The organism is Escherichia whittamii, assembly GCF_014836715.1.
In the GTDB taxonomy this organism is placed as follows: domain Bacteria; phylum Pseudomonadota; class Gammaproteobacteria; order Enterobacterales; family Enterobacteriaceae; genus Escherichia; species Escherichia whittamii.
Map to the genome: position 1 here is coordinate 576410 of NZ_JACSQI010000001.1, position 24587 is coordinate 600996.

Annotated in this window: 22 protein-coding genes; 13 read left to right on the forward strand and 9 right to left on the reverse strand. The window is 51.9% G+C overall.

The window, feature by feature from the left end; translation table 11 throughout:
• The first annotated feature begins 52 nt into the window (after nucleotides 1-52).
• Complete coding sequence (locus H9644_RS02620; RefSeq protein ID WP_064525529.1) at nucleotides 53-331, forward strand: hypothetical protein; 279 nt, start codon at nucleotides 53-55, stop codon at nucleotides 329-331.
• Between the two features lie 46 nt (nucleotides 332-377).
• Here the strand turns inward: H9644_RS02620 and H9644_RS02625 are convergent, their stop codons facing one another.
• The 5 genes from H9644_RS02625 to pgi form a co-directional block, all read right to left on the reverse strand.
• On the reverse strand, nucleotides 378-2474 hold the full coding sequence (locus H9644_RS02625) for a YjbH domain-containing protein (RefSeq protein WP_191772958.1): 2097 nt from the start codon (nucleotides 2472-2474) through the stop codon (nucleotides 378-380).
• Entirely contained in the window at nucleotides 2474-3211 is a 738-nt protein-coding gene (locus H9644_RS02630) for a capsule biosynthesis GfcC family protein (RefSeq protein WP_191772960.1), read from the reverse strand. Before H9644_RS02630 ends, H9644_RS02625 begins: the two co-directional genes overlap by 1 nt.
• Nucleotides 3208-3846: a YjbF family lipoprotein gene (locus H9644_RS02635; protein WP_064525519.1), complete on the reverse strand. Its 639-nt coding sequence runs from the start codon at nucleotides 3844-3846 to the stop codon at nucleotides 3208-3210. The genes H9644_RS02630 and H9644_RS02635 overlap by 4 nt, the downstream gene beginning before the upstream one ends.
• A 114-nt stretch (nucleotides 3847-3960) precedes the next feature.
• Nucleotides 3961-4203 carry an exopolysaccharide production protein YjbE gene (gene yjbE, locus H9644_RS02640; RefSeq protein ID WP_000757329.1) on the reverse strand — a complete coding sequence of 81 codons (243 nt, stop codon included), beginning with the start codon at nucleotides 4201-4203 and terminating at the stop codon, nucleotides 3961-3963.
• A gap of 510 nt (nucleotides 4204-4713) precedes the next feature.
• Nucleotides 4714-6363, reverse strand: a complete 1650-nt coding sequence (pgi, locus tag H9644_RS02645; RefSeq protein WP_000789986.1) for a glucose-6-phosphate isomerase — start codon at nucleotides 6361-6363, stop codon at nucleotides 4714-4716.
• A gap of 293 nt (nucleotides 6364-6656) precedes the next feature.
• Here pgi and lysC point away from each other — a divergent pair, with 293 nt between their 5' ends.
• Both lysC and H9644_RS02655 read left to right on the forward strand, forming a co-directional pair.
• Nucleotides 6657-8006 (forward strand): lysine-sensitive aspartokinase 3, encoded by a 1350-nt coding sequence (gene lysC, locus H9644_RS02650; protein ID WP_191772962.1) that lies wholly within the window; start codon nucleotides 6657-6659, stop codon nucleotides 8004-8006.
• 248 nt (nucleotides 8007-8254) lie between these two features.
• Nucleotides 8255-8527 carry a DUF3811 domain-containing protein gene (locus H9644_RS02655; RefSeq protein WP_001207629.1) on the forward strand — a complete coding sequence of 91 codons (273 nt, stop codon included), beginning with the start codon at nucleotides 8255-8257 and terminating at the stop codon, nucleotides 8525-8527.
• On the opposite strand, the gene rluF is transcribed toward H9644_RS02655, so the two are convergent.
• On the reverse strand, nucleotides 8528-9400 hold the full coding sequence (rluF, locus tag H9644_RS02660; protein ID WP_191772964.1) for a 23S rRNA pseudouridine(2604) synthase RluF: 873 nt from the start codon (nucleotides 9398-9400) through the stop codon (nucleotides 8528-8530).
• Between the two features lie 348 nt (nucleotides 9401-9748).
• Here rluF and H9644_RS02665 point away from each other — a divergent pair, with 348 nt between their 5' ends.
• The 9 genes from H9644_RS02665 (at nucleotide 9749) to pepE (ending at nucleotide 17236) form a co-directional block, all read left to right on the forward strand.
• Nucleotides 9749-10696, forward strand: coding sequence for a sugar-binding transcriptional regulator (locus H9644_RS02665; protein ID WP_191772966.1), 948 nt, complete (start codon nucleotides 9749-9751; stop codon nucleotides 10694-10696).
• A gap of 70 nt (nucleotides 10697-10766) precedes the next feature.
• Nucleotides 10767-11573: an SDR family oxidoreductase gene (locus H9644_RS02670; protein WP_191772968.1), complete on the forward strand. Its 807-nt coding sequence runs from the start codon at nucleotides 10767-10769 to the stop codon at nucleotides 11571-11573.
• Between the two features lie 9 nt (nucleotides 11574-11582).
• Nucleotides 11583-11990: a mannose/fructose/sorbose PTS transporter subunit IIA gene (locus H9644_RS02675; protein ID WP_191772971.1), complete on the forward strand. Its 408-nt coding sequence runs from the start codon at nucleotides 11583-11585 to the stop codon at nucleotides 11988-11990.
• A complete protein-coding gene (locus H9644_RS02680) occupies nucleotides 11990-12484 on the forward strand; it encodes a PTS system mannose/fructose/N-acetylgalactosamine-transporter subunit IIB (RefSeq protein ID WP_191772973.1) in 495 nt (164 codons plus the stop codon). Before H9644_RS02675 ends, H9644_RS02680 begins: the two co-directional genes overlap by 1 nt.
• Nucleotides 12485-12549: 65 nt before the next feature.
• A complete protein-coding gene (locus H9644_RS02685) occupies nucleotides 12550-13347 on the forward strand; it encodes a PTS mannose/fructose/sorbose transporter subunit IIC (protein WP_061336292.1) in 798 nt (265 codons plus the stop codon).
• 10 nt (nucleotides 13348-13357) lie between these two features.
• Nucleotides 13358-14182: a PTS system mannose/fructose/sorbose family transporter subunit IID gene (locus H9644_RS02690; protein ID WP_135405629.1), complete on the forward strand. Its 825-nt coding sequence runs from the start codon at nucleotides 13358-13360 to the stop codon at nucleotides 14180-14182.
• Between the two features lie 51 nt (nucleotides 14183-14233).
• Nucleotides 14234-15463 (forward strand): L-sorbose 1-phosphate reductase, encoded by a 1230-nt coding sequence (gene sorE, locus H9644_RS02695; protein WP_191772976.1) that lies wholly within the window; start codon nucleotides 14234-14236, stop codon nucleotides 15461-15463.
• Nucleotides 15456-16268, forward strand: coding sequence for a shikimate 5-dehydrogenase (locus tag H9644_RS02700; RefSeq protein WP_191772983.1), 813 nt, complete (start codon nucleotides 15456-15458; stop codon nucleotides 16266-16268). The genes sorE and H9644_RS02700 overlap by 8 nt, the downstream gene beginning before the upstream one ends.
• A 278-nt stretch (nucleotides 16269-16546) precedes the next feature.
• The gene (pepE, locus tag H9644_RS02705) at nucleotides 16547-17236 is read left to right on the forward strand and encodes a dipeptidase PepE (protein WP_191772985.1); all 690 of its coding nucleotides are present in this window, start codon (nucleotides 16547-16549) and stop codon (nucleotides 17234-17236) included.
• Between the two features lie 89 nt (nucleotides 17237-17325).
• Here the strand turns inward: pepE and H9644_RS02710 are convergent, their stop codons facing one another.
• The 3 genes from H9644_RS02710 to metH all read right to left on the reverse strand — a co-directional run bounded on the left by H9644_RS02710 (nucleotide 17326) and on the right by metH (nucleotide 23550).
• Nucleotides 17326-18957, reverse strand: coding sequence for a Na/Pi cotransporter family protein (locus H9644_RS02710; RefSeq protein ID WP_064525446.1), 1632 nt, complete (start codon nucleotides 18955-18957; stop codon nucleotides 17326-17328).
• Between the two features lie 170 nt (nucleotides 18958-19127).
• Nucleotides 19128-19577 carry a hypothetical protein gene (locus tag H9644_RS02715; RefSeq protein ID WP_064525442.1) on the reverse strand — a complete coding sequence of 150 codons (450 nt, stop codon included), beginning with the start codon at nucleotides 19575-19577 and terminating at the stop codon, nucleotides 19128-19130.
• Nucleotides 19578-19866: 289 nt separating this feature from the next.
• On the reverse strand, nucleotides 19867-23550 hold the full coding sequence (metH, locus tag H9644_RS02720; protein ID WP_191772995.1) for a methionine synthase: 3684 nt from the start codon (nucleotides 23548-23550) through the stop codon (nucleotides 19867-19869).
• A gap of 199 nt (nucleotides 23551-23749) precedes the next feature.
• On the opposite strand from metH, the gene iclR reads away from it, so the two are divergent.
• Nucleotides 23750-24574: a glyoxylate bypass operon transcriptional repressor IclR gene (iclR, locus tag H9644_RS02725; RefSeq protein WP_000226399.1), complete on the forward strand. Its 825-nt coding sequence runs from the start codon at nucleotides 23750-23752 to the stop codon at nucleotides 24572-24574.
• Nucleotides 24575-24587 lie beyond the last annotated feature (13 nt).

Genomic DNA, 24587 nt, shown 5'->3' on the forward strand with positions numbered 1-24587 from the left:
ATTCCCAGCCACCAGCAATGCGCGAAAAATCGACAATGTTCCTCTGGAACAAATGAAACGTAACCTGATAAAGGTGGTAAAAATGAAGCCTTATTTTGCTGCTTTGTTGTTATCAGTCTCTGTTCTTCCTGCTTTTGCCGGTCCGCTCGGTACTGCCGATAAAGCCGACCTTCCGCAAAGCAATGTCTCCAGCCCAATGATGGCCCAGTCGCTCAGGCAACCAGACCTGCAACCGATATCGACGGACAGGAAGACAGAATGTTTTCGCCTTTACACACCAGATCGCAAACCGGGGGTAAACTGCGTTCCTGATGGCTCGACAGGCCATTAAGAGTGAAGGTGCCAGTGATTGCGAAAACTGGCACCTTTCCCATGACTTAGCGGAAATTCACGCTACGGTCGCTGGTCATGTCATACAACTGGAACTTACGCCCAAGTTGCTGACCGCCGTCACGCGTCAGCGGCGTCCAGCCAATCGCCGCACGGCTACGTGTCGGGCCAGACGAGAAGAGATCCAACGGTACAGAGACATACACGCCTTTGGTGAAGTCCCCTTCTCCGTACTCCTCTTTCGAAACATTGGTGATCGTGGCATAGCCGCCAACCACCACACCGCTATCAAAGCGTTTGGCTATCTCCAGCGTGCCGCCTTTATCCCCTGCCAGATACTGTCCGACGCTGGCTTTGACTAACACATCCTGGGCGAAAGATGGCGTCCAGTACGCGGTCAGATGTCCGGTTTTTACGCTGTAATCGGTGAATTTCATCATATCTTTTGCGCTACGCCAGTCGCGCTGTTTAACGTAGTTGGCATCCAGACCAAACGCCCAGTTGCTGTCCAGCGGGCGATACAACACTTCTGCCCCTGCGCCGCCAAACATGGTTTCGAGATAGCCGCCATAAACCTGACCGTAGAAGCCGTTGCCCAGATGCTGGAAGTAGTTGGCTTGCAGGTTATTCACATAGACATCATTCTGCACATACTCACGCACATGGGTACGAACGCGCGGTAAATGCGAGTCCTGCGGTGGATTGGTGTAGTTAAACTTGTCGTAGTTGTTCGCCAGGTTCGCAAACAGGCTACCGGTGGTCAGCAGATGGTCCGTCAGCCACAAATCCGCCGTTCCCATCACGCCAAGTTGGTACATGTAAAAGTTTTCCGGGCCACCAACCGACTGATTCAGCACCGGATCGATATGGAAATCAAAGCGCGATTTGTCGATATACCATCCCTGCTCGGTGGACGCAGGAACCACCGGCTCGACGCGTTTTTGCGCCAGCGTCGTTTCGTGGCCCAACGGCTCTCCGGCGAGATGTTTTTTCAGGCTGGCGACATCGGTTTCCGTCGTCACCTGCGGCATGTTAAGGCGGTTTTCCGTGATACGGATCGTCTTGATCCCATCCGGCAGATCGTTCATCACGATCCGATTAGCACGGATGATCCCTTCACGCGAATCACGATATTTCACTTGCTCGCCGCTGACGTATAACGTATCGCCTTTCGTCTGGATCTGCGGATCGGCCAGTCCGGCGTTGTATTTCAACAGCGTTAACTGATTCGCCACCACCGAGTGCTGCAAAATGGCATCCTGTGGCTGCGGTTGATATTGCGGGCGGGCGTTATCGTTGTACGAAGGACGTAGATCGTTAAAGTTGGTGCGCAGCGTGACGCCAAACATAAAGGTGTTACCGCGTTCATAGCTAAGGTTAACGTCGGCCCAATCGGTAACGCGATAAATCGCCCCGACGTTAAACTTACTTTTTTGCTCCAGCTTCCCGGCAAAATCCTGCTGATAATTATTGCCCTCATACTCCAGTTTCAGGCGCAGCGGCTGCCAGGGCGTCTGGTATTCCACGCCGCCAAACAGTGAGGCCGGGCCGTGGAACATCTGGCTGCCGTCGATAGATCCCGCCTGTTTGTAGCTGTTATCGCGATAGCAATATTTATCACTGGCTGAACAGAGCGGATTTTTTACATTACCGCTGGTGCCCAGATATCCCCAGCCCAGGCCGAGCGTAAAATCGAACGGCCCCCAGGCTTTGCTGGCGACAAGATATTCCGCATCAAACAGCCCCGTACCGCCGATATCCCGCGCACCAACCGCTATCTGTGGCAGCCAGTAACTCTCTTCCCACAAACGCAGTTTGAGATCGAAGGCTTTATCTTTATACGTTTGATCACCAGAGAACGCTTCGACGCTGCTGTACTGGCGGGTGCGCACGTCGGTGTAGCGTAGCGTTGTTTCCAGCCACGGGAAGAGTTGCACTGAGGCAGAGTAATAACGGTACTGATCGTTATCGCGATAGTTCAGACTTAACTCCCCTTCCCGCGCCATACGAGCGGTGGGTGTTTGTAACAAACCGACTCCGCCGAAATCCGATTGCGACGGGCCAATGGGTGCAGGATACGTTTCGCCGTAGCAGGCTGTGCTAATGCCCAGTGCCAGCAAGCTGAACAGATGTCTTTTTTTCATTATTGCGGTATCCGCTGCGTCAGAGTCTGAAGAATGTCGGCGTTCAGGGCATCGGGCGTCTTACTCCAGACGGAGTCCGCCAGGCCAACATAAATAATACTGCCGGGCATCGGCTCTACGTGACGCTTGTTCCAGTAAGCCACCGGCGCTTTTTGCGTGCGTCCGTCCGGGTAAACGACCCACGCATAGCTGCGATCCGCACCACTAAGCAGGCTCTGGCCGGAGAGATAGCTCGCCACATCGCGACCAGGGGTGAATGGCTGATTGCCAGGACGGCTGATAAGCCCGAACAGCGTGACAGTGGACGGTGGTGGTCCGACCCACAGCGTGTAGTTGCCCTGCAACGGCGGATTACCGCGTTCGGCAACGCGCACGATATCGGGATCAAGATTGATTTTTTGCCTGCCAGTCACCTTCAACACCTGAATTTGCTGGCGTAAAGCGTTAATGGTGGCGGCATCGTCGGTGCTGGAATCTGCGGCCAGTTCTGCCAGCCGTGTCAGCAACGCCTGCTGCTGGCGCAATGCTGCCGCCGTTGCCAGCTCTTCGCTGATCACCGCTCCGGGCCACCAGCTATTCGCCAGTCGTGGTTGCCCCACCAGATCAATTAAATGCTCTGCGCCCGTTAGCGTTTTGGCTTCGCTGTTGCCATTGCTGAATACCTTGACGGTTCCCGTCGCAAAGACCGATGACGCTCCCACGCTCAAAATCAACGCGACAATAGTTTGTTTAATCACTGTTTTGCCGCCTTGATGAGAGTGGTTTTCACCGGGAAGTAGTCCGCGCCGAGATACTGTTCCGACTGGCGAATTTGACCTTCGCTATCGATCCAGTAGCGGTTATGCCAGCGCGCCTGGTCGGTTGAGACTTCTTCGTCCAGCACACGAACCGGGGTTTCATCGCTGCCGACTTTGACGGTATCGGTACCATCCCATTTGAAGACCGAGCGTGCGGTGGCGTAGCGCACCTGCTTATACTCGGTCCAGCCCATCGTGCGGGTCCATGTTGCGCCATCAACGATTTGTGCGGGTTTGATCAGCGGGTCAGCGGCAAGGTTATTCACTTCAATCAGGTTGTCGCCGCCAAGCAAAGTCTTCACCAGACGCCCATGTTGTGTGACGAGAGTCGCCTGATCCTGAGTGACCCATTTTTGTTGTCCGTCTTCAGCAAAGGCCAAAACGACAAATAACTGTGGACCACCATTAAGCTGCATGTACTGGCTGGCGTAGGGCATATTTTGAATATCATCGTCCGTCAGTTGTACGCCTGGCGTACCGAACAGACTGTCCCACAGTGAATTGCCCAGCTCTTGAGTAGTGGCTGAACACGCCTGTAATAACAGGCAGATAAGAATGAGTGCAGGTCGCTTCACGACTCTTCTCCAGAGGGGCAGAATAACCACACCGGAGTGTGGTTATGGTAAATCCCCGTCATACTTCAAGCCTCAGATGCGATGACTCGAATTATTTTGGGGATACATACGTTATTACTGGGTACTGGTGGTCGTGGTTGTGGTGGTTCCGGTATTAGAACCATCACCGCCACCGGTTGCCGCGAGCGCGACACCCACCGCCGAGCTTACGGTGCTGACGCTGGTCGCGGAGGAACTCCCCGCCGAAACCGACGTTGCTGCCGCCCCTGCCGCTTCGCCCACCTGTACAGGTGCAGCCCACGCAGAAGTCGCCGCAAGCGCAGATATGGCAAAAATGCCATACAGAACTTTTTTCATAACAATTTCCCTTCATTGAATGAATGGAGATTTACCCAAAAGCATTTCGGGCGGGATCGAGTATACACAACTAAAGCATGCGAATTACGGCGCGGGTAATTAGTGATGGGGTTTTAGGATAATTGGAATGAATATCAATTATATATTTTTATTATATAAAAATAATCATGTTAATCATTAAGTTAAAATAAATACAAAAGTGATTAACCTGCGTATTTTCCGAAATTATTACAGACTAAAAATCTATTTTAGGATTAACCTCACGGTATGGATTTTGTTAAATCACAGACAAGGGGATTTATCTGATAAAACAATGCCGACTTATAGTCGGCATTTTTATTAAGGTTATTTAATCAATCGTGCTATGTATTAATTGCCGAATACGATGTACATATCGGCATCAACCTGTAGGCCTGATAAGACGCGACCGCGTCGCATCAGGCACCGGTTGCCGGATGCGGCGTAAACGCCTTATCCGGCCTACGTAGCGACATCAGGCATGCACGATGATTAACCGCGCCATGCTTTATAGCGGTTAATCAGCCCATTGGTTGAGCTATCGTGGCTGCTGATTTCTTTGTCATCTTTCAGCTCCGGCAGAATGCGGTTCGCCAGCTGTTTACCCAGCTCCACGCCCCACTGGTCAAAGGTGAAGATGTTCAGGATCACGCCCTGAGTAAAGATTTTGTGCTCATACAGCGCAATCAATGCCCCCAGGCTAAACGGAGTGATTTCGCGCAGCAGGATAGAGTTGGTCGGGCGGTTGCCTTCGAACACTTTGAACGGCACTACGTAGTCGAGCGTTGCCGGATCTTTACCCTGATCGCGATACTCCTGTTCAACCACTTCACGGGATTTACCAAACGCCAGCGCTTCAGTCTGAGCGAAGAAGTTAGACAGCAGTTTCTGGTGGTGATCAGAGAGCGGATTATGAGTGATAGCCGGGGCGATGAAATCACACGGCACCATTTTGGTTCCCTGGTGGATCAGCTGGTAAAACGCGTGCTGACCGTTCGTACCTGGTTCACCCCAGATAATCGGGCCAGTCTGGTAATCCACGACGTTACCGTTACGGTCAACGTACTTACCGTTGGACTCCATATTGCCCTGCTGGAAGTACGCCGCGAAACGGTGCATATACTGGTCGTACGGCAGAATCGCTTCAGTTTCCGCACCGAAGAAATTGTTGTACCAGATGCCGATCAGCGCCAGCAATACAGGCAGGTTTTTCTCTGCTGGAGTGGTGGAGAAATGCTTGTCCATCGCATGTGCGCCAGAAAGCAGTTCAACGAAGTTATCAAAGCCAATGGAGAGAACAATCGACAGACCAATCGCTGACCACAAAGAGTAACGGCCGCCGACCCAGTCCCAAAACTCGAACATGTTGGCGGTATCAATACCAAACTCGCCGACGGCTTTGGCGTTGGTGGAAAGCGCAGCGAAATGTTTCGCAACGTGTTTTTCATCACCTGCCGCTTTCAGGAACCAGTCACGCGCGCTATGAGCGTTGGTCATGGTTTCCTGAGTAGTAAAGGTTTTGGATGCTACCAGGAACAGAGTGGTTTCCGGGTTTACTTTTTTCAGCACTTCCGCGATGTGAGTCCCATCGACGTTAGAAACAAAGTGCATGTTCAGGTGATTTTTGTACGGACGCAGTGCTTCAGTCACCATGTACGGGCCAAGGTCAGAACCGCCGATACCGATGTTCACCACGTCGGTGATTGCTTTGCCGGTATAGCCTTTCCACTCACCAGAAATAATCGCTTCCGAGAAGGTTTTCATCTTCTCCAGCACTGCGTTAACTTCCGGCATGACATCTTTGCCATCAACCAGAATCGGGGTGTTGCTACGGTTACGCAGCGCCACGTGCAGCACGGCACGGTTTTCGGTGCGGTTGATCTTCTCGCCAGAGAACATCGACTTAATCGCGCCCGCCAGATCGCACTCTTTCGCCAGATCCTGCAATTTCGCCAGCGTCTCTTCGGTGATGCGGTTTTTGGAGTAATCCACCAGCATCTGATCGTCGAAGGTTGCGGAGAACTTAGAAAAACGATCGCCGTCTTTAGCAAAAAGATCGGCGATCGTTACGTCTTTCATTTCATCGAAGTGTTTCTGTAGTGCCTGCCAGGCTGCGGTCTGTGTTGGATTGATGTTTTTCATTAGCAATACTCTTCTGATTTTGAGAATTGTGACTTTGGAAGATTGTAGCGCCAGTCACAGAAAAATGTGATGGTTTTAGTGCCGTTAGCTCGACTGGCTAGCGAAGAGGATAAAAAGTATCGCTGTTATAAGCACAATTTCTCACCACTCCCGCTGCATGAAAAATCCGCATAATCCCAGCGTTGACAGCCTCCCCCACACCTTTTATTTATAAATACGGTTTGCGCCTGCACCGGTTTCAGTTCTGCCTTTGTGCCATGGTCGCTTCTTCCACTCCCTGACACGAGGTAGTTATGTCCGATATTGTTGTCTCTAAATTTGGTGGTACTAGCGTTGCTGATTTTGACGCCATGAATCGCAGCGCCGACATTGTGCTTTCCGATGCAAATGTGCGTTTAGTCGTCCTCTCGGCTTCCGCCGGGATCACTAATCTGTTGGTTGCTCTGGCTGAAGGTCTGGAACCAGCTGAACGCTTCGCAAAACTTGATGCTATTCGCAATATCCAGTTCGCTATTCTGGAGCGTCTGCGCTACCCCAATGTCATCCGCGAAGAGATTGAACGTCTACTGGAGAATATTACTGTGCTGGCGGAGGCTGCTGCACTGGCAACCTCTCCAGCGCTAACTGATGAACTGGTCAGCCACGGCGAACTAATGTCTACCCTGCTGTTTGTGGAGATTCTGCGTGAGCGCAATGTTCAGGCCCAGTGGTTTGATGTGCGTAAAGTGATGCGCACAAACGATCGCTTTGGCCGCGCGGAGCCAGATATTGCTGCGCTGGAGGAACTGTCTGCGCTGCAACTAACCCCACGTCTCAGCGAAGGTTTAGTCATCACTCAGGGCTTTATTGGGAGTGAAAGTAAAGGGCGAACCACAACACTTGGTCGCGGCGGTAGTGACTACACGGCGGCACTATTGGCAGAAGCGTTAAACGCTGCTCGTGTCGATATCTGGACAGATGTGCCGGGGATTTATACTACCGACCCACGCGTCGTGCCTGATGCTAAACGAATTGATGAAATCGCCTTTGAAGAAGCGGCTGAGATGGCAACCTTTGGCGCCAAAGTACTTCATCCGGCAACCTTACTGCCTGCTGTTCGCAGCGATATCCCGGTGTTTGTCGGTTCAAGTAAAGATCCGCGTGCAGGCGGTACTTTGGTGTGTAATAAAACCGAAAATCCGCCGTTGTTCCGTGCGCTGGCTCTGCGTCGCAAACAAACGCTGTTAACTCTGCATAGCCTGAATATGCTGCATTCTCGCGGCTTCCTCGCGGAAGTTTTCGGCATTCTCGCACGGCATAATATTTCGGTGGATTTAATTACTACGTCGGAGGTGAGCGTGGCGCTGACTCTCGACACTACCGGTTCAACGTCAACTGGCGATACGTTGCTGACACAATCGCTGCTGATGGAGCTTTCAGCGTTGTGCCGGGTAGAAGTGGAAGAAGGCCTGGCACTGGTGGCTCTGATTGGTAACGACCTGTCAAAAGCCTGTGGCGTTGGCAAAGAGGTGTTTGGCGTACTTGAACCGTTCAACATTCGCATGATTTGCTACGGCGCTTCCAGCCATAACCTGTGCTTCCTGGTACCAGGCGAAGATGCGGAACAAGTCGTGCAGAAATTGCATAGTAATTTGTTTGAGTAAAAACAGTGCGGCCCGGATGATACTTGCCGGGCCGAATTTATTTTCCCATCACTGTCGCCATCAATAAACGAGTCTATTCCCTGTTAATCAGCGTCTTTATCGGAGAATAATTGCCGTTAAATTTTATCTACATTTATCGTTAATTTTCGAGAGAGATAAATGTTTTAAAAGAGGCAAATGAATCTTATCGGTTCTGCTCGCAAATAAATTCCCGTACACTGAACCCTCCGGCTCAATGAGGCACCATCATGGCACTCCCCCGTATTACCCAAAAAGAGATGACTGAACGCGAGCAGCGCGAGCTAAAAACGCTGCTGGATCGGGCACGTATTGCGCATGGCCGCGTGCTGACCAACGCCGAAACTAACAGCATTAAGAAAGAGTACATCGATAAGCTGATGGTTGAGCGTGAGGCTGAAGCGAAAAAAGCCCGCCAGTTGAAGAAAAAGCAGGCTTATAAACCGGATCCTGAAGCGTCATTCAGTTGGTCGGCAAATACGTCAACGCGCGGCAAACGCTGATTAACGACCTTTTTTCTTCCGCCCCGGCGAAGTGAAACGCTTGCCGTTTGATGCCGGGCGGCCACCTTTTTCCGCCGTTTTTTCTACCTTCACCACCGGGCGTTTGATACCTGCCGTTTTCGGTTTGGCCTTCGCTTTGGGTTTTGCCTCGGAAGAGGAATTTTCAATGAGCTTAAAGAGATCGATAAGCTCATCATCGGTTAAATCACGCCACTCACCCAGCGGAATGCCACTTAAGCTGACGTTCATAATGCGCGTACGTTCCAGCTTTTTCACTTCGTAACCAAAGTGTTCACACATCCGGCGGATTTGACGGTTCAGCCCCTGCACCAGCGTAATGCGAAAGACAAACGGCGCTTCTTTTTTAACTTTGCACTTTTTGGTCACCGTCCCAAGAATCGGCACACCTGCCGCCATGCCACGAATAAATTCATCGGTAATCGGTTTATCCACCGTTACCAGATACTCTTTCTCATGGTCGTTACCCGCGCGGAGGATCTTATTGACCAGATCGCCATGATTGGTGAGAAAAATCAGCCCCTGAGAATCTTTATCCAGGCGACCAATCGGGAATACGCGTTTACTGTGGTTAACGAAATCGACAATGTTGTCGCGCTCACCATCTTCGGTGGTACTGACAATCCCCACCGGCTTATTCAGGGCGATAAGCACTAAATCTTCGGCTTCCCGAGGCTCAATCACCTGACCGTTTACTTTCACAACGTCGCCGGGTTTCACCTGATCGCCAATGGTGGCACGCTTGCCATTAAGGAACACATTGCCTTGCTCAATGTAGCGATCCGCTTCGCGGCGTGAGCAAATTCCGCTTTCGCTGATGTATTTATTTAAACGGACTGATGAGTCGGGCAGCATAAATTCTCCTGTAAAACGCGGAATATACCGTACCTCTTAGCGGGGAAAAACAGGGTTATGCGGCAACGTCGAAATTAAATGTGATCTGCAGCGCCTTTTATCACAAAAGTGTCACCAGAAGCCCGATGCAAATTTGCCTGGCGAAAACCAGAATAATCAACCTATTACGAATCTCTGCACACTTGTGCTGATGACTGCTACGCAGAGAAACAAATGTGCAAGAGAAAGCACCATTTCAGCGTAAACAAAGAGTGAAAAATCGCTTTTAAAGGCCACGATGATGAGGTTATATCAGATCAAGCGGTAAGAAAGCGTAATTGCACAAATGTGCAGAACCAGGAGGCGGCAATGGAAAACAGTGACGATATCCGTTTGATTGTGAAGATTGCCCAACTCTATTACGAGCAGGACATGACGCAGGCGCAAATCGCCCGCGAGCTGGGTATTTACCGCACCACTATCAGCCGCTTGCTTAAACGAGGCCGCGAACAGGGTATTGTCACCATCGCCATCAACTATGACTACAACGAAAACCTCTGGCTGGAGCAACAGCTGAAGCAAAAGTTTGGTCTGAAAGAAGCCGTGGTGGTGTCGGGGCATGATGAAGAGGAAGACGCGCAACTGGCGGTGATGGGGTTACACGGCGCGCAACTGCTGGATCGCTTGCTGGAGCCTGGCGATATTGTCGGTTTTTCCTGGGGCCGCGCGGTAAGCGCACTGGTTGAAAACTTGCCGCAGGCGGGGCAATCGCGGCAGTTAATCTGCGTGCCAATTATTGGTGGCCCGTCCGGTAAACTCGAAAGCCGCTATCACGTAAACACATTAACCTACAGCGCGGCGGCAAAGCTGAAAGGGGAATCGCATCTTGCGGATTTTCCGGCGCTACTGGATAACACATTAATTCGTAATGGGATCATGCAGTCTCAGCACTTTAAAACCATCTCTGCCTACTGGGATAATCTGGATATCGCCCTTGTGGGGATTGGTTCACCGGCCATTCGCGATGGTGCTAACTGGCATGCGTTTTATGGCGGCGAAGAGAGTGACGATCTGAATGCTCGTCAGGTTGCCGGGGATATTTGCTCACGCTTTTTTGATATTCACGGCGCAATGGTCGAAACGAATATGAGCGAGAAAACGCTCTCTATCGAAATGAATAAATTAAAGCAGGCACATTATTCCATTGGTATTGCTATGGGTGAAGAAAAATATAGTGGAATTATTGGCGCATTGCGTGGGAAATATATTAATTGTCTGGTAACAAATAGCAACACAGCTGAACTATTACTGAAATAAAAATCTGCCCGAATTTTACCGTAATAAAAAATTACGGCGGGCCTCTATTACCTAAAATCAGGAGTTTGTTATGCCAACGTGGTTAAATTTGCAGGATAAAATCATTATTGTCACCGGTGGTGCATCCGGCATTGGTCTGGCGATTGTGGAGGAATTATTAACACAAGGCGTGAATGTACAGATGGTCGATATTCACGGTGGCGACGGTCAATATGAAGGCCATAAAGGTTATCAGTTCTGGCCGACCGATATTTCCAGCGCCAAAGAGGTGAATCATACGGTGGCGGAAATTATCCAGCGCTTTGGCCGCATCGACGGTCTGGTCAATAACGCAGGGGTCAATTTCCCACGCCTGTTGGTCGATGAGAAATCGCCTGCCGGGCAGTATGAACTCAACGAAGCAGCGTTTGAAAAAATGGTCAATATAAACCAGAAAGGCGTTTTTCTGATGTCGCAGGCGGTGGCGCGGCAGATGGTAAAACAACACGATGGCGTGATTGTGAATGTTTCCTCGGAAAGCGGGCTGGAAGGCTCAGAGGGTCAGAGCTGCTATGCCGCCACCAAAGCTGCGCTCAATAGCTTCACGCGCTCCTGGTCGAAAGAGCTGGGTAAGCACGGTATCCGTGTAGTCGGTATCGCGCCGGGGATTCTGGAAAAAACCGGGCTGCGCACGCCGGAATATGAAGAAGCGCTGGCGTGGACGCGCAATATCACCGTCGAGCAACTGCGCGAAGGCTACACCAAAAATTCCATTCCTATTGGACGCTCGGGAAGATTAGCGGAAGTAGCTGATTTTGTTTGTTATCTGCTGTCTGAACGCGCCAGTTACATCACCGGAGTAACCACTAACATTGCGGGCGGCAAAACGCGCGGTTAAGGAGGATGTATGGTCAATGCCATTTTTTGCGCCCACGGCAAATTAGCCTGCGCCATGCTGGAATCGGTTCAGATGGTGTACGGCGATGCTAACGTTGAAGCGGTTGAATTTGTGCCCGGCGAGAACGCCGGAGACATTGTCACGAAACTGGAGCAGTTAGTAAGTATTCACAATCAGGACGAGTGGTTGATTGCTGTGGATTTACAATGCGGCAGCCCGTGGAATGCGGCAGCAACGCTTGCAATGCGCAATCCGCGCCTGCGGGTGATCAGCGGTCTTTCTCTGCCTCTGTCGCTCGAACTGGTTGATAACCAGGGCAGCATGAACATTGATGAACTGTGTGAACACCTGACGCAAATCGCAAAGCAAACCTGCGTCGTCTGGAAACCGCTGGTAACGGCTGAGGAAGATTTCTGATGAACATTACGCTCGCCCGCATTGATGACCGCCTGATCCACGGCCAGGTCACTACCGTCTGGTCGAAAGTGGCTAACGCCCAGCGCATTATTATCTGCAATGACGAGGTGTATAACGATGAAGTTCGCCGAACCTTATTGCGTCAGGCTGCGCCGCCGGGAATGAAGGTTAACGTGGTCAATATTGAAAAAGCCGTCGCGGTTTATCACAACCCGCAATATCAGGACGAAACCGTTTTTTATCTTTTCACCCGACCTCAGGATGCCTTAGAAATGGTTCGCCAGGGCGTAAAAATCGGCACCCTGAATATTGGCGGAATGGCCTGGCGGCCCGGTAAAAAACAGTTAACCAAAGCCGTATCATTAGATGACGATGATATTAACGCATTTAATGAGTTGAATAATCTTGGCGTCACCCTGGATTTACGCGTCGTGGCGTCCGATCCCTCAATCAATATTATTGACAAAATAAACGAACAGTTAGCTACATATTAAATAATAGCGCCTGTGTACATATGCTTTAACAGGCAGGGATGACGACACTTAAAAGGTGACACATAATGGAAATAAGTACCCTACAAATCATAGCCATATTTCTTTTTTCCTGCATTGCCGGAATGGGCAGCGTGCTGGATGAATTTCAGACCCACCGCCCGTTAATTGCCTGTACGGTGATTGGTTTAATTCTCGGTGATTTAAAAACCGGAATTATGCTCGGTGGCACGCTGGAATTGATAGCTCTCGGCTGGATGAATGTCGGCGCGGCGCAATCTCCGGATTCTGCGCTCGCCAGCATTATCTCCGCCATTCTGGTTATCGTTGGTCAGCAAAGCATCGCCACCGGTATCGCCATCGCGTTGCCTGTGGCTGCTGCAGGCCAGGTGTTGACGGTGTTTGCCCGCACCATCACCGTAGTGTTCCAGCACGCGGCGGATAAAGCAGCGGAAGAGGCGCGGTTTCGCACTCTCGATATTCTACATGTCTCCGCGCTTGGCGTGCAGGCGCTGCGCGTTGCGATTCCGGCACTGATTGTCTCGCTGTTCGTCAGCGCCGACATGGTGAGCAATATGCTGAGTGCAATACCGGAATTCGTCACTCGTGGTCTGCAAATTGCGGGCGGTTTTATTGTCGTCGTCGGCTACGCCATGGTGCTGCGCATGATGGGCGTGAAATATTTGATGCCTTTCTTTTTCCTCGGTTTCCTCGCAGGTGGCTACCTCGATCTCAGTCTGCTGGCTTTCGGTGGCGTCGGCGTGATCATGGCCTTGCTCTACATCCAGCTAAATCCACAGTGGCGTAAAGCTGAACCACATCCCCAGGCCACTACTATCACCGCCCTTGACCAACTTGACGATTAACGGAGCCATCATGGAACAGAGAAAAATTACACGCAGCGATCTGGTGAGCATGTTTCTGCGCTCCAACCTGCAACAGGCGTCCTTCAACTTTGAACGCATTCATGGGCTGGGCTTTTGCTACGACATGATCCCCGCCATCAAGCGACTCTACCCATTAAAAGAGGATCAGGTTGCGGCGCTCAGGCGACACCTGGTGTTCTTCAATACCACGCCAGCCGTGTGTGGCCCGGTCATCGGTGTGACCGCCGCTATGGAAGAAGCGCGGGCCAACGGTGCAGAAATTGATGACGGCACCATTAACGGCATCAAAGTCGGCCTGATGGGACCGCTGGCAGGAGTTGGCGATCCACTGGTCTGGGGAACCCTGCGCCCGATTACTGCCGCGCTCGGCGCCTCTCTGGCACTTTCGGGCAACATTCTCGGCCCGCTGCTGTTCTTCTTTATTTTCAATGCAGTACGTCTGGCAATGAAATGGTATGGGCTGCAACTGGGCTTTCGTAAAGGGGTGAATATCGTCAGCGATATGGGCGGGAATGTACTGCAAAAACTCACCGAAGGTGCGTCGATTCTCGGACTGTTTGTGATGGGCGTGCTGGTGACCAAATGGACGTCGATCAACGTGCCGTTGGTGGTTTCACAAACGCCTGCCGCCGATGGCTCCACCGTCACCATGACCGTGCAGAACATTCTCGACCAACTTTGCCCTGGTTTGCTGGCGCTAGGTCTGACACTGCTGATGGTGCGTCTGCTCAACAAAAAAATTAACCCGGTATGGCTGATTTTCGCCCTGTTTGGTTTAGGGATTATCGGCAATGCGCTGGGCTTCCTGTCCTGATTCTTCGCCCCGGCGCAACCGTCGGGGCCATCGTTCAACACGAGGTGGTTTATGAAAACAACAGCTCTGCGTCTTTATGGTAAACGTGATTTACGCCTGGAATCCTTTGATCTTCCTGAAATGCAGGAGGATGAAATCCTCGCGACGGTGGTCACCGACAGCCTGTGTCTCTCTTCCTGGAAAGAGGCCAATCTGGGCGAAAACCACAAAAAAGTGCCCGACGATGTGGCAACCAATCCCATCATCATCGGCCATGAGTTTTGCGGCGATATTCTGGCCGTCGGTAAAAAGTGGCAGCACAAGTTCCAGCCCGGCCAGCGCTATGTGATTCAGGCCAACCTGCAACTGCCGGATCGCCCGGACTGCCCCGGTTACTCTTTCCCATGGGTGGGCGGCGAAGCGACGCATGTGGTTATCCCCAACGAGGTTATGGAACAGGATTGCCTGCTGGCATACGACGGTGAAACTTACTTTGAAGGCTCGCTGGTTGAACCACTCTCCTGCGTGATTGGCGCGTTCAACGCCAACTATCATCTGCAGGAAGGCACCTATAACCACAAGATGGGGATTCGCCCGCAAGGACGGACGCTGATCCTCGGCGGTACCGGCCCGATGGGACTGCTGGCGATTGATTACGCGCTTCATGGGCCAGTTAACCCGTCGCTGCTCGTCATTACCGATACCGACAACGACAAATTGAGTTATGCGCGGAAGCACTATCCATCAGAACCGCAAACACTGATTCATTATCTCAATGCCGCCGATGCAGCATTTGATACGTTAATGGCACTGAGTGGCGTTCACGGCTTCGATGATATTTTCGTCTTTGTGCCTAATGAAGGACTGGTGACTCTCGCCTCTTCCTTGCTGGCGACAGATGGTTGTCTGAATTTCTTCGCCGGACCGCAGGATAAACACTTCAGCGCGCCAATTAATTTCTACGATGTGCATTATGCCTTTACCCATTACGTTGGCACGTCGGGCGGCAACACCGATGACATGCGCGCGGCGGTCAAACTGATCGAAGAGAAAAAAGTGCAGGCCGCAAAAGTGGTAACACATATTCTTGGGCTGAATGCTGCGGGCGAAACCACGCTTGAATTGCCTGCCGTCGGCGGCGGCAAAAAACTGGTGTATACCGGGAAATATCTGCCGCTGACGTCACTCACGCAGATCCAGGATGAAGGACTGGCGGCGATTCTGGCGCGCCATCAGGGAGTCTGGTCCGGTGAGGCGGAGCAATACCTGCTCGCTCATGCAGAGGCAATTACCCATGATTAATCGCGAGACTCAACTCTGCATGTCGCTGGCCGGTCGCCCCGGCAACTTCGGCACGCGCTTTCACAATTATCTGTATGAAAAGCTGGGGCTGAATTTCATCTACAAAGCGTTCACCACCCAGGATATTGAGGCGGCGGTGAAAGGTGTTCGCGCATTAGGTATTCGCGGCTGTGCCGTGTCGATGCCGTTTAAAGAAAGCTGTATGCCCTTTCTCGATACTATCGATCCGTCGGCGAAAGTCATTGATTCAGTGAATACCATCGTGAATGACGACGGCAAGCTGACCGGGTTTAACACCGACTACATCGCAGTGAAAAGTCTGATTATTCACCACCAGCTCAATAGCGCCGCACGCGTGATGATTCGCGGCAGCGGCGGCATGGGCAAAGCAGTGATTGCCGCCTTTCGCGACGCAGGGTTTACCGATGTCATCATCGCAGCCCGCAACCACGAGAGCGGCCCGGCGCTGGCGAAGCAGTATGGCTTCCAGTGGCAACCGCAGCCAGAAGGAATCGACTGCGACATTCTGGTTAACGTGACGCCTGTCGGCATGAGCGGTGGTAAAGAGAGCCATGAGCTGGCCTTCAGCGAGGCAATGATCTCTGCGGCAAGCGTCGTTTTTGACGTCGTGGCATTGCCACCGGAAACGCCGCTCATTCGCCTGGCGCAGCTGCTTGATAAGCAGACGATCAGTGGCGCAGAGGTGATAGCCTTACAGGCCGTCGAGCAATTCGCGATGTATACCGGCATGCGACCTGATGCGCAGCTGATTGCTGAAGCGGCACAATTTGCACGAGAAGGGTAAGAAACATCAGTGCCTTAACGAGCGCTCAAATTGTTGGCAAAGTGCACATTGTTCATGCCGGATGCGGCGTGAACGCCTTATCCGGCCTACATAATCCTGATAATTCAATACATTGCAATTATCTGGTAGGCCTGATAAGCGTAGCGCATCAGGCAATGCTGTGTTTGTCATCAGTCTCAGCGTCTGGTGCAATGCGCAACATCGTGAGCCACGTCAGTAAGCGGTTAAAATCACAGTGATAGCATGCCTCCCGTGATTTCTTACTAACCGGAGAAGTAATGGAACTGCTTTTATTGAGTAACTCGACGCTGCCGGGTAAAGCCTGGCTGGAACATGCGCTGCCGTTGATTGCTGAACAGTTGCAAGGTCGTCGTTCAGCGGTGTTTATTCCTTTCGCTGGCGTAACGCAAACCTGGGATGATTACACCGCCAAAACGGCTGCGGTCCTCGCTCCGCTTGGCATTTCTGTCACCGGTATTCATAGCGCGGCCGATCCTGTTGCCGCGATTGAAAATGCTGAGATCGTGATTGTCGGCGGCGGCAACACTTTCCAGTTGCTGAAGGAATGCCGTGTGCGCGGTCTGCTGGCCCCCATTGTTGACGTGGTGAAACGTGGCGCGCTGTATATCGGCTGGAGTGCAGGCGCTAACCTGGCTTGCCCAACCATCCGTACTACCAACGATATGCCGATTGTCGATCCGCAAGGTTTCGATGCGCTGAATCTGTTCCCGCTGCAAATCAACCCGCACTTCACCAACGCGCTGCCGGAAGGCCATAAAGGTGAAACGCGCGAGCAGCGTATTCGCGAACTGCTGGTAGTCGCGCCAGAACTGACCATTATTGGTCTGCCGGAAGGTAACTGGATCACGGTGAGTAAAGGTCACGCTACGCTGGGTGGCCCAAATACCACTTATGTGTTTAAAGCCGGTGAGGAAGCGGTGCCACTGGAAGCGGGTCACCGTTTTTAAGTGAATTGCCGGATGCATTATCCGGCATCTTGTACACAGTGCCTGATGCGGCGCTTTACGCGTCTTATCAGGCCTACAGGGTCACGGTATTAATACTCGTCCCGTCCCTCATCTTCATCAGGCTGTTCCAGCACACTGTAAGCTACCGAACAAAACAGCGAGTTCAGGCGCTGCATGTCTCCCAGTAAGCCTAAATGTAGCGAACTGGTTTCAATGCTCTGCACGTTTTGCTGATGCAGGCGATCGACGTGCGCATGGGAATAGCGGCGATTAAGAATGCGAAAGCGGTGCTTGCTTCGGCGTAAACGACGAGCGCTGGTGACATCGCCAGAGAAGAACACCGACATCGCCAGTTTTAAATTACTGAGCAGTTGCTCATAGAGCGCATCCAGTTCCTTCAATCCATCAAGCGAAAATGCCCGCCGTGCTGCCAGCGATTTGTCAGCAATTTCGCTGCCCATGCGCTCGACGATATCAGAAGCCTGCTCCAGGTTGAGAGCCATTTCGATAATTTCCGCCCAGCGACGCGACTCTTCCTCCGCCAGCTCCTCTTTTGGCATCCGCGCCAGGTAAAGTTTAATCGCGGTATACAACACGTTGATATCATCCGCCAGCTTGCGCAGCTCTTTCTCTTCACGAGGTGCACCGTGCATTACTTTATTCAGCCCTTCCATCATCTGTTCCATGGCATCGCCAATGCGCAGGGTTTCACGGGCTGCATTTGCCAAAGCGAGGGTCGGCGTGTCCAGCGCGCTAACGTCCAGATGTTTTGGTTTTAGATGGGCATCCAGTTCGGGTTCATCGCGAATAATCGTTTTGCAAAACCGCGCCATCGGATCGACAAACGGCAGCATTACCAGACAGCGCACAAGATTGTAAAAGACGTGGAAATAGATAACCAGTTCCGCTTTGGGCAGCGATAACTTGCCCATAGTCTCGGCCAAAATATGGACAAACGGCAGGATAATCAGGCTACCCACCAGCTTAAACAGCAGGCTGCCCAGCGCAACACGGCGAGCAGCGGCATTAGCGGCACTGTTGTTAAGCATTGCCAGCAAGCCGGAACCGAGGTTAGCGCCGATGACCAGGCAGAGCGCTACCGGGAAGGAGATAATGCCTGCAGCGGTCAGAGTGGCGGTCAGCAGTACGGCGGCAAGACTTGAATAACTGATAATGGCGAACATCGCGCCAATCAGCGCATCCAGCAGAATATCGCCAGTCAGCGAGGCAAAGATCACCTGAACGCCGTTTGCCTGGGTGATCGGCGTTACGGCCTGCACAATCAACTCCAGCGCCAGTAAAATCAGCCCAAGACCAATACCAACGCGGCCCAGTTGCCCGGCGCGTGATTGCTTGCGTCCGAGGAAAAAAATCACGCCGATAAAAATGAGTAATGGTGATAACCAGGATAAATCGAAGGTGAGGATTCGCGCCATTAGCGCCGTCCCGACATCTGCCCCCAGTACAATCACCAGCGCAGGCGCGAGAGCAACCAGATCCTGAGCGACGAACGAGGTCACCAACATGGTGGTGGCATTACTGCTCTGCACCAGTGCGGTAACGCCGATACCCGCGCAAAAGGCGAGCGGCTTCTTTTCGACGCTCCGGCTAAGAACAGTACGCAGGCGTGCGCCGAAGACGCGCATTACGCCCGTTCGGACAATATGCGTCCCCCAGACCAACAGGGCGACGGCAGAAAGCAGGTGAAGCAAGGTTAGCACGGAATCTGGTTCTCCTTTTTGTTATGCATTTCCTTGTTGAGGATTTTCTAATTATGTTGTTTTTATCCAGGCATTTCACCTGTGCATGCTCTCAGTATAAGAGATTTATACAAGAAAGCATTTTAAACCTCTTTTTTATAAAAATTTGTCTCTGCCTGTTGCTATTTTCGTCACATTTTTCCATAACGTTTACACCAGATAATCGTTGTCGTTTTTATAACTTCTGAGAAAATAAATAACGAAATATTTAAGACCAGGTTTTGAGAATTAAAATAATTAAGCAACAACGGTATTATAGAGATTGAGCAACTCACGGTAGCAAAACGCATGACTTCCTGAAAAGCAAAAAAAGGAAGACTGATCTCTTTTTGTCTTAAAAAACATTGCGCAGAAAAGAATAAAGAGATCATTAACACAATTTGTAGCGCAATAGTAGCGACCGCATAAGCGTAAAAACCGCCTTCAACACCGATATCCCGGAGTAAGGAGATTGAATGGACAATATCGGAATAGAAGGGAATACGGCCATTACCGATCGAGTAAAACAAATACGAGGCTATCGCAATAACATCCATGACGCCCCAAAAAAGAAGAATATATTTTTTATATTGCCTGTGCATAAAGTAAATCCTTTTTATGAAAAAATTCATTAATAAATATGAGCCTTATAATCCGCCGTTTTTATACTCTTCATACTTCCCGTTGTATGTGCTGCGCCTGTGGGTTATTCGGTGCCTCAGATTACAGGTAAAGTAGACTTTTTTCATGCCGAATGTGACATGAACGCTTTATCAGCCCCACAATAATCATGATATTGCAATGTCAATATAGGCTTGATAAGCGTAGCGCATCCGGCAATTTTACGTTTGCCATCAGTCTCAACCGGGGCAAATACCCCGGTATTTTAATTTACTCCGCGTCATACCCCAGATTTGGCGCCAGCCAGCGCTCAACTTCGGTAACGCTCATACCTTTACGACGGGCATAATCTTCAACCTGATCGCGTTGAATCTGCGCCACGGCGTAGTACTTGCTGTCCGGGTGGCTGAAGTACCAACCTGAAACCGACGCACCAGGCCACATCGCGAAAGATTCCGTGAGTTTCATGCCGGTGTGTTTTTCCACTTCCAGCAGCTCCCAGATGGTGGCTTTTTCCGTGTGTTCCGGGCAAGCCGGATAGCCTGGTGCCGGGCGGATGCCCTGGTAGTTTTCGCGGATCAGCTCTTCGTTGCTCAGGTTCTCGTTCGGCGCATAGCCCCAGTAAACTTTACGCACGCGCTCATGGAGATATTCCGCAAAGGCTTCCGCCAGACGGTCAGCAAGGGCTTTCACCATGATTTTGTTGTAATCATCGTGCTGTGCTTCAAAGGCATCAGCCAGTGCGTCCTCTTCCAGCCCGCCAGTCACGGCAAATGCGCCGATGTAATCTGCTTTACCAGAAAGCTTCGGCGCCACGAAGTCAGCGAGACAGTAGTTAGCGAAGCCCGTTTTTTCGGTCTGTTGACGCAGATGGTGGCTGACATTAATCACATGTGTACGCGTTTCGTCACGATAGATTTCAATGTCGTCTCCCACGCGGTTTGCCGGGAACAATCCCACCACGCCACGCGGGTTCAGCGTTTTCTCGGCGCTTAATTTATCCAGCATGTCATTGGCGTCTTTAAACAGACGCTGCGCCTCAACGCCTACCACTTCATCTTCCAGAATGCGCGGATATTTCCCGGCCAGCGACCAGGTCATAAAGAACGGCGTCCAGTCGATGTAATTACGCAGCGTTTCGATGCTGGCTTCAACTTCCTGCACGCCGAGACGGTGCGCCACCGGTGGCGTATAGGCCTGCCAGTCAAAAGCGAAGTCGTTATCACGTGCCGCTTCCAGCGTGACCGGTGGTGTGCGCGGTTTCTTACGCCCGTGCTGAATACGCACGGTTTCGTACTCCTTGCGGGTACGAGCGACGAAATCGTCACGCTGAGTGTCAGAAAGCAGCGCCGCCACGACGCCAACAGTGCGCGAGGCGTTCTGTACATACACCGTCGGGCCACTGTAGTTCTGCTCGATTTTCACCGCCGTGTGCGCTTTAGAGGTGGTCGCGCCGCCAATCAATAGCGGAATGGTAAAGCCCTGACGCTCCATCTCTTTCGCCACGTTGACCATCTCGTCCAGCGACGGCGTGATCAATCCTGAAAGACCAATCAAATCAGCATTCACTTCTTTGGCGGTGCGGAGGATTTTTTCTGCTGGTACCATCACGCCGAGATCGACAATTTCGTAGTTGTTACATTGCAGCACCACGCCAACGATATTTTTACCGATGTCGTGGACGTCGCCCTTCACGGTGGCTATCACCATCTTACCGTTGGTTTTGCCCTGCTCTTTGCTGGCTTCGATAAACGGTTCAAGATACGCCACCGCCTGTTTCATGACGCGCGCCGATTTGACCACCTGCGGCAGGAACATTTTGCCCTCGCCAAACAGATCACCGACCACGTTCATGCCGTCCATCAGCGGGCCTTCAATCACCTGAATGGGGCGTTCTGCCTGCTGACGGGCTTCTTCGGTGTCCTGTTCAATAAATTCGGTAATGCCTTTGACCAACGAGTATTCCAGACGTTTATTCACGTCCCATGAGCGCCACTCCGCCTGTTGGGCGTTAGCGGTGTCGTCGGTTTTGCTGCCGCGATATTTCTCGGCAAGTTCCAGTAAACGCTCGGTGCCATCGTCGCGACGGTTAAGGATCACATCTTCCACCGCGTCGCGCAGTTCAGCGGGCAGGTCATCGTAAATCGCCAGTTGCCCGGCGTTGACAATCCCCATATCCATACCGTTGCGGATAGCGTAGTAGAGGAACACCGCGTGAATGGCTTCGCGCACCGGATCGTTACCACGGAATGAGAAAGAAACGTTAGAAACGCCGCCGGAGATCAACGCATGGGGAAGCTCACGTTTGATGTCTTCGCAAGCGCCAATAAAGTCCTGCGCGTAGTTGTTGTGCTCTTCAATGCCAGTTGCGACCGCGAAGATATTCGGGTCAAAGATGATATCTTCCGGCGGGAAGCCGACTTCCTCGGTGAGGATTTTGTACGCCCGGCGGCAAATCTCTATTTTGCGCGCGCGGGTATCGGCCTGGCCCTGTTCGTCAAAGGCCATCACCACCACTGCCGCACCGTAACGACGCAACAGTTTCGCATGATGGATAAAGGCGTCGACGCCCTCTTTCATTGAGATAGAGTTAACAATGCCTTTGCCCTGAATACACTTCAGCCCTTTTTCAATGACGTCCCATTTTGAAGAGTCGATCATAATCGGCACGCGGGCAATATCCGGTTCACCCGCAATCAGGCTGAGGAAACGCACCATCGCCGCTTCGGCGTCAAGCATCCCTTCATCCATGTTGATATCAATAATCTGCGCACCGTTTTCTACCTGCTGGCGCGCCACATCCAGCGCCTCACTGTATTTATCTTCTTTGATCAGGCGTTTGAATTTGGCAGAACCGGTGACGTTAGTCCGCTCACCGACGTTCACAAACAGGCTGTCATCGCCAATGTTCAGCGGCTCCAGGCCGGACAAACGACAGGCGACGGGGATCTCCGGCAATTTGCGCGGCGCTAATCCTGCTACTGCGCGACTCATTGCCGCAATATGTCGTGGCGTGGTGCCGCAGCAACCGCCGACGATATTGAGGAAGCCCGCTTGCGCCCATTCGCGGATGTGCTTCGCCATCGTATCGGCGTCGAGATCGTATTCACCAAAGGCGTTGGGCAGTCCGGCGTTCGGATGGGCGGTAACGTAGCATTCTGCAATACGTGACAGCTCCTGCACGTACTGGCGCAGTTCATCGGGTCCCAGCGCGCAGTTGAGGCCAAAAGTCAGCGCTTCGGCATGGCGAAGAGAATTATAAAATGCTTCGGTTGTCTGGCCGGAGAGCGTGCGCCCGGAGGCATCAGTAATGGTGCCAGAGATCATAATCGGCAGCTCAACGCCCAGTGCTTCGAACTCCGTTTTCACCGCAAAAATCGCCGCTTTGGCGTTAAGAGTGTCGAAGACGGTTTCAATCAGGATCAGGTCGGCACCACCTTCCACCAGCGCTCTGGTAGATTCGCGATAGGCCGCCACCAGCTGGTCAAAAGTGATGTTGCGGAATGCCGGATCGTTTACGTCCGGAGATATAGACGCCGTGCGGTTGGTTGGGCCGAGAACACCAGCAACGTAGCGCGGTTTCTCTGGCGTGCGTGCGGTCCACTCGTCGGCACAGGCACGCGCCAGCTTCGCCGCCGCAAAGTTGATTTCCGCTGACAGGGATTCCATCTGGTAATCCGCCATCGCAATAGTCGTGGAGTTGAAGGTGTTGGTTTCGATGATATCCGCGCCCGCTTCAAAGTAAGCGTTGTGGATAGCGGCAATCACTTCAGGCTTACTGAGCACCAGCAGGTCGTTGTTGCCTTTGAGATCGCACGGCCAGTCGGCAAAGCGTTCACCACGAAAATCGGCTTCGTTCAGCCGATAACTCTGGATCATGGTGCCCATACCGCCGTCCAGCACCAGAATACGTTCATTTAACTGCGCACGCAGTTGTTCAACTTTGCTACTCACACTCGCTCCCGACACGCTCAACCCAGACTGTAAAAAAATTCAACAAACCATACTGGCATAAACGCATCAGTGGTAAAAGCGACCACCACGCAACATGAGATTTGTTCAACATTAACTCATCGGATCAGTGTGGCTACTATTGCATTACACAGCAATAAAAATGAAAATGATTTCCACGATACAGAAAAAGGAGGCTGTCATGGTCGCACCCATTCCCGCAAAACGCGGCAGAAAACCCGCCGTTGCCACCGCACCAGCGACAGGACAGGTTCAGTCTTTAACGCGTGGGCTGAAATTACTGGAGTGGATTGCCGAATCCAATGGCAGTGTGGCGTTAACCGAACTGGCGCAGCAAGCCGGATTGCCTAATTCCACGACCCATCGCTTGCTAACCACGATGCAACAACAGGGCTTTGTCCGTCAGGTTGGCGAACTTGGACACTGGGCGATAGGCGCACATGCTTTTATGGTCGGCAGCAGCTTTCTCCAGAGTCGTAATCTGTTAGCCATTGTCCATCCTATTCTGCGCAATCTGATGGAAGAGTCTGGCGAAACGGTAAATATGGCGGTGCTGGATCATAGCGATCACGAAGCGATTATTATCGACCAGGTACAATGTACGCATCTGATGCGTATGTCAGCCCCTATCGGCGGTAAGTTACCGATGCATGCCTCTGGTGCCGGTAAAGCCTTTTTAGCCCAACTGAGCGAAGAACAGGTGACGAAACTTCTGCATCGCAAAGGCTTACATGCCTATACCCACGCGACGCTGGTGTCTCCTGTGCATTTAAAAGAGGACCTCGCCCAGACGCGTAAACGTGGCTATTCATTTGACGATGAGGAACATGCGCTGGGACTGCGTTGTCTCGCGGCGTGTATTTTCGATGAGCACCGCGAACCGTTTGCCGCGATTTCGATTTCCGGGCCGATTTCACGTATTACCGATGATCGCGTAACCGAGTTTGGCGCGATGGTGATTAAAGCGGCGAAGGAAGTGACGCTGGCGTATGGCGGAATGCGGTGACATTCTCGTCTCT